The organism is Pseudomonas sp. MWU13-3659 (genome assembly GCF_023757525.1).
Lineage (GTDB): Bacteria > Pseudomonadota > Gammaproteobacteria > Pseudomonadales > Pseudomonadaceae > Aquipseudomonas > Aquipseudomonas entomophila_E.
Genome location: NZ_JAMSHW010000002.1, coordinates 18,407 through 31,977, shown reverse-complemented (window position 1 = coordinate 31,977; position 13,571 = coordinate 18,407). Strand labels below are relative to the sequence as shown.

At 66.4% G+C, this 13,571-nt stretch carries 11 protein-coding genes; 7 read left to right on the top strand and 4 right to left on the bottom strand.

Annotated elements, in window-relative coordinates:
- Nucleotides 1–65: 65 nt before the first annotated feature.
- Nucleotides 66–2,192 (top strand): TonB-dependent receptor, encoded by a 2,127-nt coding sequence (locus NGM28_RS02585; protein ID WP_252088584.1) that lies wholly within the window; start codon nucleotides 66–68, stop codon nucleotides 2,190–2,192.
- Nucleotides 2,193–2,398: 206 nt separating this feature from the next.
- On the top strand, nucleotides 2,399–3,244 hold the full coding sequence (yghU, locus tag NGM28_RS02580) for a glutathione-dependent disulfide-bond oxidoreductase (protein WP_252088583.1): 846 nt from the start codon (nucleotides 2,399–2,401) through the stop codon (nucleotides 3,242–3,244).
- Between the two features lie 9 nt (nucleotides 3,245–3,253).
- Here the strand turns inward: yghU and NGM28_RS02575 are convergent, their stop codons facing one another.
- Nucleotides 3,254–4,699, bottom strand: coding sequence for a restriction endonuclease (locus NGM28_RS02575; RefSeq protein ID WP_252088582.1), 1,446 nt, complete (start codon nucleotides 4,697–4,699; stop codon nucleotides 3,254–3,256).
- A gap of 163 nt (nucleotides 4,700–4,862) precedes the next feature.
- On the opposite strand from NGM28_RS02575, the gene NGM28_RS02570 reads away from it, so the two are divergent.
- From NGM28_RS02570 to NGM28_RS02550, 5 genes are all read left to right on the top strand, one after another.
- A complete protein-coding gene (locus NGM28_RS02570; RefSeq protein ID WP_252088581.1) occupies nucleotides 4,863–6,566 on the top strand; it encodes an amidase in 1,704 nt (567 codons plus the stop codon).
- A 250-nt stretch (nucleotides 6,567–6,816) separates the two neighbouring features.
- Entirely contained in the window at nucleotides 6,817–7,509 is a 693-nt protein-coding gene (locus NGM28_RS02565; RefSeq protein ID WP_252088580.1) for a helix-turn-helix transcriptional regulator, read from the top strand.
- A 16-nt stretch (nucleotides 7,510–7,525) separates the two neighbouring features.
- Nucleotides 7,526–8,443 carry a pyridoxal-phosphate dependent enzyme gene (locus NGM28_RS02560; RefSeq protein ID WP_252088579.1) on the top strand — a complete coding sequence of 306 codons (918 nt, stop codon included), beginning with the start codon at nucleotides 7,526–7,528 and terminating at the stop codon, nucleotides 8,441–8,443.
- Between the two features lie 106 nt (nucleotides 8,444–8,549).
- The gene (locus NGM28_RS02555) at nucleotides 8,550–9,158 is read left to right on the top strand and encodes a TetR family transcriptional regulator C-terminal domain-containing protein (protein WP_240063199.1); all 609 of its coding nucleotides are present in this window, start codon (nucleotides 8,550–8,552) and stop codon (nucleotides 9,156–9,158) included.
- Between the two features lie 51 nt (nucleotides 9,159–9,209).
- The gene (locus NGM28_RS02550) at nucleotides 9,210–9,875 is read left to right on the top strand and encodes a M24 family metallopeptidase (RefSeq protein ID WP_240063198.1); all 666 of its coding nucleotides are present in this window, start codon (nucleotides 9,210–9,212) and stop codon (nucleotides 9,873–9,875) included.
- A 4-nt stretch (nucleotides 9,876–9,879) separates the two neighbouring features.
- On the opposite strand, the gene NGM28_RS02545 is transcribed toward NGM28_RS02550, so the two are convergent.
- The 3 genes from NGM28_RS02545 to NGM28_RS02535 form a co-directional block, all read right to left on the bottom strand.
- Complete coding sequence (locus NGM28_RS02545; protein ID WP_252088578.1) at nucleotides 9,880–11,388, bottom strand: MDR family MFS transporter; 1,509 nt, start codon at nucleotides 11,386–11,388, stop codon at nucleotides 9,880–9,882.
- Entirely contained in the window at nucleotides 11,378–12,496 is a 1,119-nt protein-coding gene (locus NGM28_RS02540; RefSeq protein WP_252088577.1) for an HlyD family secretion protein, read from the bottom strand. The genes NGM28_RS02545 and NGM28_RS02540 overlap by 11 nt, the downstream gene beginning before the upstream one ends.
- A gap of 190 nt (nucleotides 12,497–12,686) precedes the next feature.
- Nucleotides 12,687–13,559: an alpha/beta fold hydrolase gene (locus NGM28_RS02535; protein ID WP_240063195.1), complete on the bottom strand. Its 873-nt coding sequence runs from the start codon at nucleotides 13,557–13,559 to the stop codon at nucleotides 12,687–12,689.
- Between the last annotated feature and the right edge of the window lie 12 nt (nucleotides 13,560–13,571).

Genomic DNA, 13,571 nt, shown 5'->3' with positions numbered 1-13,571 from the left:
CGTATGCGGTTCGCCTTTGCGTGTTTTCCACCGGGATCCATTCATTCCTGCAGCAGTGGAACGACATGTCCCGATTCAACAAGCTACACACCCTGGCAGCCTGCCTGGCTGTCTCGCTCCCGGCCCTGGCCGACGACCACGAGGGTGCCCCGCTCACCCTGCCCTCCACGGCGGTCACCGAGACCCGCGAACCCTCGGCCATCGACCTGGCCACCCCGACCCAGGCCGGTTCACGGCTGAACCTCAGCGCCCTGGAAACCCCGGCCAGCACCAGCAGCATCACCGCCGAGCAGATTCTGCAACGCAACAACCTCACCGTGCAGGACGCCGTGACCCGCTCCCCGGGCATCACCTTCATCGGCACTCCCGGCGATGGCGGCACCGGCCTGTCGGCCCGCGGTTTCAGCGGCCAGGGTTCGGTGATGACACTGTTCGACGGCGCGCGGCTGTACACCGGCGCCGGCACCCTGACCTTCCCGGTCGACCCATGGATGGTCGAGCGCATCGACGTGCTGCGCGGCCCGGCCTCGGTGTTGTACGGCGAAGGCGCCACCGGCGCGGTGGTCAACGTGATCCCGAAAAAACCCTTCGCCGGCGAAATCCACAACCACCTGCGCCTGGGCTACGGTTCCTGGGACCGCCAGCAACTGGGCCTGGATAGCGGCGGCGGCCTGAGCGAGCGCCTGAGCTACCGGGTCACGCTCAACAAGCAGGAAGGCAACGGCTGGGTCGACCGCACCGACTCGCGCAACCTGTCGCTCAGCGCCGCCCTGCGCTTCGATGCCAGCGACGACCTGAGTTTCACCCTCGCCCACGAGCGCGGCGACGCCGAGCCCGCCAACTACTACGGCACGCCGCTGATCGACGGCCACTACCGCGACAGCCTGCGCAAGAAGAACTACAACGTGCGCAACGATGTGCAGCGCTACCACGACGAATGGACGCGCCTGACCACCGACTGGACCCTCAGCGACACGGTCTCGGCCAGTAACCAGCTGTACTACATCAAGAGCCGCCGCCACTGGCGCAACGCCGAGGACTACACCTGGAGCGCCGATGACGGCCTGCTGCAACGGGGCAGCTACCTGGAGATCAAGCACAACCAGGAGCAGTTCGGCGACCGCCAGAGCTTCACCTTCGACCAAAGGCTGTTCGGCCTGGCCAGCAAGACCGTGGTCGGTGTCGAGTACAACAAGATCCGCTTCAACGTCGACAGCAATTCGCCCTACAACGACGACGGCGTCGACCTGGTCGACCCGTGGCGCCCGGCACCGGGTGGGTTCCACAGCGCCTCGCCGCTGCGCCCGCAGACCCTGTCCAGCACCCACACCGTCGCCCTGTTCGCGGAAAACCGCACCCAGCTGACCGAGCGCCTGTCGCTGGTCACCGGCGTGCGCCGCGACCAGAACCACATCGACCGTGACAACCTGGTCGATGGCTCGCGCAGCGACGTCAGCCTGCGCGGCGGCAACTGGCGCGCCGGGCTGGTCTATGCGCTCAGCGACGACCTTTCGGTCTATGGGCAGTACTCCACCAGCGAGGACGGCGTCGGCAACCTGATCAGCCTCAGCCAGAAGCAGATGGACTTCGACCTCACCGAGGCGAAGCAGACCGAGCTCGGTATCAAGCAGCGCTTCTGGGAAGGCCAGGGCGAATGGACCCTGGCGGCCTATCACATCGTCAAGAAGAAGCTGCTGGTCTACGACCCGGCCAGCAAGACCCAGCAGCAGGCCGGGCAGCAGACTTCCGACGGCCTGGAAGCCTCGCTGGAACTGGCGCTGGGCAACCAGTGGCAGCTGTCGGCCAACGCCGCGCTGGTGCGGGCCAAGTACGACGAGTACCTGCAGAGCACCTCGCAAGGGGTGATGGACCGTGCCGGCAACCGCCCCGCCAACGTGCCGCGGCGCACCGCCAACCTGTGGCTGAGCAAGGGTTTCGGCCAGACGGTGGATGCTGGCGTGGGCCTGCGTTATGTCGATGAGCGCTATGCCAGCGTCGACAATGAACAGTCCGTGCCGGGCTATACCGTGGTGGATGCCAACCTCGGCTGGCAGGTGCTGCCGGACGTGCGCCTCGGCCTGCAGGTGAACAACCTGTTCAACCGCGACTATGTGGTCTCGGCCCATAGCGGCGAGCAGTGGTTGCTGGGCGCGCCGCGCTCGTACTTCGCCACGGTCGACTACAGTTTCTGACCCCTCTGCCTGGCACCGGCCTTGCCGGTGTTCGCCAGCAAGGCTGGCTCCTACCGCCCCCTGTAGGAGCCAGCCTTGCTGGCGAACCGGCCCTAAGTTGCACCACGCGCCCGCGCCCATTGCATTTGCCCTTTGCGCCGAACCCATGGCATAGATGCGAGTCAACACGTGTATGTGCCCGTATCGAGCCTCAAGGAGTTTCACGCATGAGCAAGCACCCTTACGTCCCGCCCAAGGTCTGGACCCACGAAGCGCCTTCAGGCGGCCAGTTCGCCAGCATCAATCGTCCGGTGGCCGGCCCGACCCACGACAAGGACCTGCCCGTGGGCAAGCACCCGCTGCAGTTGTACTCGCTGGCCACGCCCAACGGCGTGAAGGTGACCATCCTGCTCGAAGAGTTGCTGGCCCTCGGCCACACGGGCGCCGAATACGACGCCTGGCTGATCCGTATCGGCGAAGGCGACCAGTTCGGCAGCGGCTTCGTCGGGGTCAACCCCAACTCGAAGATCCCCGCCCTGCTCGACCGCAGTGTCGAGCCGCCGGTACGGGTGTTCGAGTCCGGCTCGATCCTGCTGTACCTGGCCGAGAAGTTCGGCGCCTTTGTGCCCAAATCGCTGGCCGCCCGTACGGAAACCCTCAACTGGCTGTTCTGGCAGATGGGCTCGGCGCCCTACCTGGGCGGCGGTTTCGGCCATTTCTACGTGTATGCGCCGGAAAAATTCGAGTACGCCATCAACCGCTTCACCATGGAAGCCAAGCGCCAGCTCGATGTGCTCGACCGCCGCCTGGCCGAAAGCGCCTACCTGGGCGGTGACGAATACAGCATCGCCGACATCGCCGTATGGCCGTGGTATGGCCAGCTGGTGCGCGGCAACCTGTACGGCGCGGCCGAGTTCCTGGCGGTGCACGAGTACCCGCATGTGCAACGCTGGGCCGAAACCATCGCCCAGCGCCCTGCGGTGCTGCGAGGGACACGGGTCAACCGCACCTGGGGTGATGAAGCCAGCCAAGTACCAGAGAGGCACTCGGCGAAGGACATCACGGCCCTCTGAACCACAGTGTCAGTCTTGATCCGGCATGAAGCCCAACGCCATGGCCAACTGCCGGTCAACACTGCCAGCAGGTTGCCAGACTGACAGCAGCGGTTCGCTCAGGCAGCGTAGGCCTGCTGCCTGGGCCCTGACCCGGGTCAGGTAGTCATGGTCGATGTAGTTGATAGACACCAGCAGCTCCTCCAGCGTCGGGGACTTCTGGACGATATAGTGCCAGTCGCTCATGTCGTAGGTTTGCGCAACAGCCCAGAGCGCGGGCTGCAACAGATCCTGCTCCCCATGCCGGATCGCTGACCGTACCAGTGCCCTCTCCCGTGACAGCCAGCCATACAACCTGCCAGGGCTGAAGCACATCAGTGCCGCGTAGTAGCCGCGCTCGAGGGTCCGCCCACAGGCCGCCACGTGGGCGAAGCTCAAGTCGTGATCCAGGCGCCTGGCCTTTGACTGAATCAGCGTGTCCTGTTCACAGACCGCTAGCAGGGCCTCAAGCGCCTCGACATGCATCATCTCCTGCGCCTGGTGTGCGTCGATATCTCCATCCAGCCAATAGCGGGCGAAACGATAGACTCGACAGGCCAAACCATGGCTCCACATTGACCAGACCAGACACAGGTTTTCCAGCGCATGGCGGTTTTGCCCAAGGCACAGTCGCCTCACCAGCGCCATGTCCCAGCTCGGCGCCAGCCCCCGGATGTTCACGTCCTTGTCTTCAGTTCCCGAGTAACGCAAAAAAGCACCTGGGCACATCAAGGCAAAATTGCGTATGTGTTCAAGGAATAGACTGGAATAGGCACGCCCCGACTCCAGCTCATTGGCGTGGGCAATGAGTTCCTGCGCAGCTTCCTGCGCGGCGACGGGATTGTCTTTGTTGAACCAGATTCGCGTAGGGATGCCTTCGATGCGGGTACTACCCGGCTCGCTGATGATGTCCCCGTGGTCATAATGGGTGATCGGATAGACCAACGACCTGCTGATCTTCGCATAACTTCTGGGAAACCAGCGCTTGGCCAGCAACCAGCCATCCGCGCTGGTACCGGAGATCAGGTGGCGCTCGATGACTCTGTTATCGAAGATTTCGTGACGGAATTCAGGGCAGTTTTCTTCGGTCTGCCGCAATCGGGTCACCAGCCCGTCCGAAGCCTCCGGCAGATAGAAGCCGATGAACCGCTGGCAGCCCCACTGCTGCATGTCACCCAGTGGCGACGCTTCTGCACTGCGAGGGACACTGACACCCTGGTAGTGCTTGCAACTGACCAGCCAACGCTCGTCGCCCACCTTCAGCACCAGGTCCGCACCGTTGTCAGCCCCGCGCCCCACCGTCTTGATCACCTGCGCATCGAACAGCGTCACGAAGAATTCGCGGGCAAATTTCTCGAACGCACTCACGTCCGAAGAAGGCGGCCGCGATGGCGGGATCTCGGTGAAGTCGAGGCAGATCGATTCGTGCTTGCTCATTCAGGCTCCGTGGCGTGGCTCTTGGCCACACAGGATCCCGGTTTTGCCAAACACCAGCAATGCCACGGTGCATAGAGCCATTTCCCCGCTGCATGCCTGCGCCCGACGAGACCTTCTTGCTACACTCGCCGCCATGATTTCCACCTGCACAACTGGTGACAGCATGATCGAGGTAACCGAGGTTTCCATTGCCGAGCTGCGCGACGCGCTCGCGTCTGGCCGCACCACTGCGGTCGAGCTGGTGAAGGCCTACCTGGCCCGCATCGACGCCTACGATGGAGCCGACACCGCCACCGCCCTCAACGCCGTGGTGGTACGCAACCCTGAAGCGCTCAACGAGGCCGAGGCCTCCGATGCCCGTCGCGCCCGAGGCCAGACCCTCGGCCCGCTGGACGGCATCCCCTACACCGCCAAGGACAGCTACCTGGTCAAGGGCCTGACCGCCGCCTCCGGCAGCCCGGCGTTCAAGGACCTGGTCGCCCAACGCGACGCCTTCACCGTCGAGCGCCTGCGTGCCGGCGGCGCCATCTGCCTGGGCAAGACCAACATGCCGCCCATGGCCAACGGCGGCATGCAGCGCGGCGTCTATGGCCGCGCCGAAAGCCCGTACAACGCCAACTACCTGACCGCACCGTTCGCCTCCGGCTCCTCCAACGGTGCCGGTACCGCCACCGCCGCCAGCTACAGCGCCTTCGGCCTGGCCGAGGAAACCTGGTCCAGTGGCCGTGGCCCGGCTTCGAACAACGGCCTGTGCGCCTACACCCCGTCGCGCGGGGTAATCTCGGTGCGCGGCAACTGGCCGCTGACCCCGACCATGGACGTGGTCGTGCCCTACGCGCGGACCATGGCCGACCTGCTGGAAATCCTGGACGTGGTGGTGGCCGACGACGCCGACAAGCGCGGCGACCTGTGGCGCCTGCAGCCTTGGGTGCCGATCCCGGCCGCCTCCAGCGTGCGCCCGGCTTCGTACCTGGATTTGGCGGCGAACGCCGACTCGCTCAAGGGCAAGCGTTTCGGCGTGCCACGCATGTATATCAACGCCGACGCCGAAGCCGGTACTTCCGAGAAGCCCGGCATTGGCGGCCCGACCGGCCAGCGCATCCACACCCGCGCCAGCGTGATCGACCTGTGGCAACAGGCGCGCCAGGCGCTGGAAGCGGCCGGCGCCGAAGTGGTCGAGACCGACTTCCCGCTGGTCTCCAACTGCGAGGGCGACCGCCCCGGCGCGCCGACCGTGTACAACCGCGGCATCGTCAGCAAGGAATTCCTGCATGACGAACTGTGGGAGCTGTCCGGCTGGGCCTTCGACGACTTCCTGCGCGCCAACGACGACCCCAAGCTCAACCGCCTGGCCGATGTCGACGGCCCGCAGATCTTCCCCCACGACCCGGGCACCCTGCCCAACCGTGAGGACGACCTGGCCGCCGGCATGGACGAGTACGTCAACATGGCCAAGCGCGGGCTCAAGGCCTGGGACCAGATCGCTACCGTGCCTGACGGCCTGCGTGGCCTGGAACAGACCCGCAAGCAAGACCTGGAAGACTGGATGGACGAAAAGGGCCTGGACGCGGTGCTGTTCCCGACCGTGGCCGACGTGGGCCCGGCCGACGCCGACGTCAACCCCGAATCGGCGGACATCGCCTGGAGCAACGGCATCTGGGTGGCCAACGGTAACCTGGCGATCCGTCACCTGGGCGTACCAACCGTGACCGTGCCCATGGGCGTGATGGCCGATATCGGCATGCCGGTGGGCCTGACCTTCGCGGGCCGCGCGTACAGCGACAACAATCTGTTGAAATTCGCCGCCGCCTTCGAGTCGACCGGCTCGCGCCGCATGATCCCGCCCCGCACCCCCAAGCTGGGCTGATTCACACGGCTAAAGTGTTGGCCAAACCCTGTAGGAGCGGCCTTGTGCCGCGAAAGGGCTGCGTAGCAGCCCCAGATTCGGTGTTTAGGCAACGATCGCCGGGGCCGCTGTGCGGCCCTTTCGCGGCACAAGGCCGCTCCTACAAGAATCGCGCAAGTCTTGAGGGCCGTGGTCAATAGGGTGCGAGCAAACTGGAAAAAATCAACAAATCATGCAAATATCAACTTTATGTTGATACTTGCATGATGCCATGACCCCCACCCAAGAACGCCAACTCACCCTCACCGTCCTCAAGGCCACCCTCCAAGCCCTGGGCAGTGTCGCCCCGCGCAACCTGGAAATCCTCCTGCACGACCTCGACCACCCGGAACGCTCCGTGGTGGCCATCGTCAACGGCCACCTTTCCGGGCGCCAGGTCGGCAGCCCGATTCTCGCCGCCCCCGAGCAGGACCAGGGCTTCAAGGCCCTGATGCAGGCTTCCGCCGACCAGCAGGGCTGTGAACCGGTGGTGCTGCCCGACTACCCCACCACCCTGAAGGGCCGCACCTTGCGCAGCGCCACGGCAATCTTCCGTGACCGCCACGGCCACCCCTTCGCGAGCCTGTGCGTGAACACCGACGTCACCGGCCTCGAGGCGGCCATGGCCTTCCTCCAGCACTTCCAGCCCCTCGGTGCCATGCCTGCGCCGCCCACCGTCAGCGAACCCGCCGACATGAGCGTGCTGATGGCCGAGATCATCCAGGCCTCGCTGCAGCGCAGCGGCCAGGGCCGGATGAACAAACAGGCCAAGGTCGAGGCCGTGCGCGTGATGCAGGAGCGCGGCCTGTTCATCGTCAAGGGCGGCGTGGAGAAAGCCGCCGAAGCCCTCGGCGTGACCCGCTACACCATCTACAACTACCTGGAGCAGCTGCGCGGCGAACATGTGCCGGCTGCCCGCGACTGACGCCACGGAGCCTCCCATGCCCTTGCACATCGCCACCCCATTGATCGAGTCCCGTTCACTGTCGCTGGCCGCCGGTCGCCCTGTCTGGCTCAAGCTCGAAGCCTTGCAGCCATGCGGTTCGTTCAAGCTGCGCGGCGTCGGCCATGCCTGCGAAACGCACCATGCCCGGGGCGCCCGCCATTTCGTCTCCTCGTCCGGTGGCAACGCCGGGCTGGCGGTGGCCTACGCCGGGCGCAAGCTGGGTGTACCGGTTACCGTGGTGGTGCCCGAGACCACCACCGAGCGGGCCAAGGCACTGCTGCGCCTCGAAGACGCCACGGTGGTGGTCCAGGGCGGTTCATGGCAGGAAGCCAACGCCCATGCGCAGACGCTGATCGGCCCAGGCGACGCCTTCATCCACCCCTTCGACGACCCGCTGCTGTGGCAGGGCCATGCCAGCATGATCGACGAAGTGGCGGCGGCAGGCTTCAAGCCTGACGCAGTGGTGCTCTCGGTCGGCGGTGGCGGCTTGCTCAGCGGTGTGGTCGAGGGCCTTGAACGCAACGGCTGGCACGATGTGCCGGTGCTCGCCGTGGAAACCACAGGCGCCGCCTCGCTGCACGCGGCCATCGCCGCCGGGCACACCGTGGAGCTGCCAGGCATCACCTCGGTGGCCACGTCGCTGGGCGCCAAGCGCGTGGCCGAACAGGCGCTGGCCTGCGCGCGCAACCATCCGCTGCACAGCCATCTGGTCAGTGATCGCGAGGCGCTGGAGGCGTGCGAGCGGTTCCTGTTCGACCACCGGCTGCTGGTCGAACCCGCTTGCGGCGCGGCGCTGGCCCTGCTGAACCACCCCGAGGCACTGCCTGCCCACGGCAATGTGCTGGTCATCGTCTGCGGTGGCGCCACCGCCACCCTGGAGCAGATCCACGCCTGGCTCGACCAGGCAAGCTGAACCCTTTCAAGCCGGGCCGAAGGCCCGGCGTGAATTCGATGGGTGCAGGGCTACCCCGTATCACTATATACTTTTTAACATAGCGATTCAGAAGTCCCTGCCTGCCATGCCCAGTATCCGCGACCGCAACCTGCAACTGATCCTCGACGCCGCCAGCGAAGAGTTCGCCCTCCACGGTTTCAATGCCTCCCGCGTCGACGACATCGCCACCCGCGCGGGCCTGCCCCGGGCCAACGTGTTCTATTACTTTCGCACCAAGCACACGCTGTATGCCGCCGTCCTGGACACGGTCATGGAGCCTTTGCTGCGCGCCTCCCAGGCCCTGACCCCCGACACCAGCCCCGAGCAGGCCCTGCCCCGCTACCTCAAGGCCAAGGCGGCTGTCGCCCGGCGCCACCCGCATGCCGCGCGGGTGTGGCTGCGCGAGCTGCTGCATGGCGCCCATCACCTGTCGAGCCAGCGCACCGAAGACATGCGCCACAGCGCGCGGCAGAGCCTGGCCTGCCTGAGCACCTGGATGGATCGCGGCCTGATCGCCCGCACCGCGCCCGAGCACCTGCTGCTGTTCCTCTGGTCCGCGCCCCTGGCGGCCTTTCGCTTCGCCGCGTTCGCCGGCGGCGCGCACAAGCCGACCCCAACCTCGACACGCGCCATGACCGCCATGCTCCTGCGTGGGCTGCAGCCCGACCCCACCGAAGCAGGACACATTCCGTAGCCATCGCTATATTCAAAACAAATAACGACGGACATCACAAGGAGTGCAGGCATGACCCCAGCCAACGCCGCCAAGGAAGCCGTAGGCGCCCCCTACCAGCTGGCGCTGATGAAGCATGCGCAAGCCATGACCTGGCAGGCGGTGGAGCGCATCGCCCAGGGCATCCACCCCGGCATGCGCGAGTCCCAGGCCCGCGAACTGGCCCAGCAGGTGCTGGCCGAGCTGGGCATGCAGCGTATCTGGCACCCGACGCACATCCGCTTCGGCACAAACACGCTGAAGACCTTCAAACAACGCTCCGATGGCGACCCGGTGCTGGGCGAGCACGATATCTTCTTCATCGACATGGGCGTGGTCTGGGAAGGCCACGAAGGTGACGCCGGCGCCACCTTCGTCACCGGCAACGATCCACAGATGGCCGCGTGCGCCGCAGCGGCCAGGGAGCTGTTCCAGGAAGTCGAGGCCTACTGGCGCCAGACCCGCACCAGCGGCGTCGAGCTCTACCGGTTCGCCGCCACCCGCGCCGAGGCCATGGGTTGGCGCCTGAACATGGATATCAAGGGCCACCGGGTCAGCGACTTCCCCCACGCCATCTACCGCGCCGGCGACCTCGGCGACTTCACCGGCGAACCCCATGACGGGCTGTGGATCCTGGAAATCCAGATCGCTCATCCCGAACATGCCTATGGCGCCTTCCACGAGGACCTGCTGGCCTGAAACCCTAACGGTTGCGCAGCAGCAACGCCGCCAAAGCGCACCCCAGCAACGCCACGCACGACAGGTAGAAGGCATCCGAGTAGGCCATCAGGTAGGCCTGCTCGCGCACGCTGCGGTCGATCAGTGCCAGGGTCTGCATCACCTCGGGCGACTGCGGGTCGACCATGCCCCCCGGCAGGCGCGCCTGCAGCGCGGCATCGAACAGTGTCAGCCCCTCCCCCACCCGCACCGAATGAAAGCGCTCACGCTGCGACACCAGTTGCGTCAGCAACGCCGTGCCCAACGCACCGCCCAGGTTGCGCAACATGGAGATCAACGCCGAGGCGGAGCCCGCCTGGGCCTTGTCCAGCCCCTTCACCGCCAGCACCGACAGCGCCACCATGATCAACGGCTGGCCGATGCCACGCACCACGGTCGAGGGAATGATCACATTGCTGCCCGAATCCACCGTCAGTTGCGACCCCAGCCAGCAGCCCAGGGCCATGATCGCGAACCCGCTGGCCACCAGCAGCTTGGCGTTGAGCCAGCGCATCAACCGCGGCAACAAGGGCGCCAGCAACAGTTGGACCAGGCCATAGGCGATCAGGCTCTTGCCGATTTCGCTGGCGCTGTAGCCCTGCACCAGCGACAGGTAGTTGGGCACCAGGAACACCAGGCCGAAGGTCGCCGCGCCAAACACCGCCATGGCCAGGCTGGAGACACCAAAGTTGTAGCTGCCCAGCAGGCGCAGGTTGATGAACGGCCGCGCGCCCCACAGCTGGCGCTGGATGAACAACGCCAGGGCGAGCACCGCGACGACGCTGAACGTGACGATGAATCGCGAATCAAACCAGTCCTTGCGCCCGCCCTCCTCCAGCACCACCTGCAACGCCCCCAGGCCCAGCGCCATGGCCGCGATGCCCAGCCAGTCGGCCTGACGCAGGGCGCTGCGGTCGCCGGCCTGGCCCTTGATCGACCAGGCCACCGCCGCCAGCAGCGCCACGCCGGGCGGCAACTGCAGGAGGAAGATCCATCGCCAGGAATACATGTCGGTGAGCCAGCCACCGATCGACGGGCCGGCAGCCTGGGCCACGCTGTTGGCCAGGCTGAACAGCGCCATCCCCAGCGGGATTCGGCTGGCCGGCAGCTCGGTGATGATCAGCTGCATCGACAGCGGAATCAGCACCGCCCCGGACGCCCCCTGGATCAGCCGCAATGCGATCATCGCCTCCAGGCTGGGGGCCAGCGCGCAACTCACCGAGCTGACCAGGAAGATCGCCGAGCCCATCAGCATCACCCGGCGCAGCGAAAACACCCGCACCAGCCAGGCCGTCAACGGAATCATGCTGATCTCGGCCACCAGGTAGGCGGTGGAGATCCACGAGCCCTCCTCGAAGCTCGCGCCCAGCGCGCCCTCGATCTCGGGCAAGGCGGCGCTGGTGACATGCACGTTCATGCCCGCCATGAAGCAGCCGAACAAGCCACCGATCACCGCCACCCAGGCGCGCGCGCCGACCTTCTCCTCAGCGCTCATGGCGTGCCTGCCGGGTATCCACGGTGGCGATCACCGACATGCCGGGCAGCAAGCCGGGCGCGTCGTCGGCGGCTGGGTCGAGGTGGATACGCACCGGGAAGCGCTGGACGATCTTGGTGAAGTTGCCGGTGGCGTTGTCCGGCGGCAGCAAGGCGAATACCGCGCCGGAGCCCGGCGACAGGCTGTCCACCGTGCCCCGCCAGTGCTGGCCGAAGGTGTCCACCTCAAGCGTGACCGGCTGCCCCGGGCGCAGATGGGCCAGCTGGGTTTCCTTGAAGTTGGCGACCACGTAGGCCTGCGTCACCGGCACCACCGCCAGCAGTGGCAGGCCGGGCGTGACGTACTGCTGCTGGCGCACCTTGCGCTGCCCCACCACGCCATCGAACGGTGCACGGATCTCGGTATCGGCCAGGGCACTGCGGGCCAGCGCAGCCTCGGCGCGGGCCTGGTCGAGGTCGGCCTGGCGCTGCACCAGTTCGGCCTCCAGCTGCCGCCCTTGTTGGGCCAGCACCGCCTTGCGCGCCTGCTGGCGGGCAAGTTCGGCATCGGCGGCGCGTTGCAGGGCGTGGGCCTGGATGCTTGTGGCGCGGGCCTGTTCCATGCGCTGCACGCTGGCGGCCTGCCATTCGGCCAGGCGTTGGTAGCGTTGCCAGTCCGCAGCGGCGCGTTGCGCCTCGCCCCGGCTGCCACCCCGCTCGGCTTCGGCGCGGGCGATGGCCTGGACCTGCTCGTCCTGTTCGGCGGCGAAGGTGTGCAAGCGCATGCGCTGCACCTGCACGGCCGCCTCGCTCACCGCCAGGCGCGCCTCGGCCTTGCGCAGGTGATCGTGGAAGTCGCGTGCGTCCAGGCGTACCAGCAGGTCGCCAGCCTTGACCGTGGCATTGTCGGCCACCGCCACCTCGGCCACATAGCCGCTGACCCGCGCGCTGATCGGCGCCCAGTCGGCGCGTACATAGGCGTCGTCGGTCTGCTCCAGGAAGCGCCCGTCCAGCCACCAGTGGCCGCCGTAGGCCAGCAGCGACAGGCCGAAACGCAGCCAGCGTTGCCGGCGCCGGGCAGGGGATTGTTCGAGGGTGGGCTGTGGGTCTGGGCTGACCGCCTGGTTCATGCTGGGCTCCTTCCATTGGGGGAGCGCCAGCGTAAGGAATCTGCGCCTGTCGTTCGCACGCGAATCGGCAGGCAATCGTCGCGAAATGGACAGCAGTCTGCTCAATTCATTATCTGATCCATGGGGGCTGACTGTACTGGCCCCTTCGCCGGCAAAGCCGGCTCCTACAGGTGCGGCGCCGAACTTGGGATCACGCTTGCAGGAACGCCACTATCTGCTCTGCTGCGGCGGCCGGGTCCTCCTGCATGAAGCAATGCCCGCCCGCCACTTGCTGTGCGGTCACCTGGGCATTGAGGCTGGCCAACCGCCGCACCGAATGCGGCACGAAGGGATAGGTGTGTTCACCGTAGAGGATCCGCGTCGGGGTCTGGATACGCGTCAGGCTCTGCCACATGCGCTCGGGGAACGAACTGAAGATCTCCACTTCGCGGCTGGGCCGGCACTTGAGCACCACGCCCTCGCCGCAATCGCCGATGGCATGCTCCACATAGGCCTGCAAGGCCGCATCGCTCCAGCCCTTGAAGATCCCCCGGCCCTGCAACGACGCCAGCGCCGCTTCGCGGTCCGGCCAGTGGCTGCGCCGGGTCGCGGCCTTGCGCGCCAGGGTGTGGCGACGGTGTAGGCCGACCATCGCCGCCGCCCCCATCATGCCGATCATGCCGCGGCTGAACAGCACCGGGTCGAGCAACACCGCACGCTGGAACAGCCCTGGTTCGGCCGCCAGGATCAGCCCGGTGAGCACCCCACCGAAGCTGTGCCCCACGGCATACCGAGGCACCTCGCCATATTCGCCACGCTCGGTTGCGAACGCCTCCACCGCCAGCGCGGCGGTACGGTTCCAGCCGCGGAACACCCCACCATGGTCGCTGTCGCCATGGCCCTGGACATCACTCAGCCACAGGTCGAAATGCTCGCCCAGGCGCATCAGCAGCGGCTGGTAGGCCAGGCTGCAGAAACCATTGCCATGCAGGAAGTGCAACAGCGGCCGGCCACTCGGTGGTGTGCGCCAGCCGCGCAAGGTGAAGCCTTCGGCGCATTCATGGGACCAGGGAATCAACTCCATCGACTGCACTCA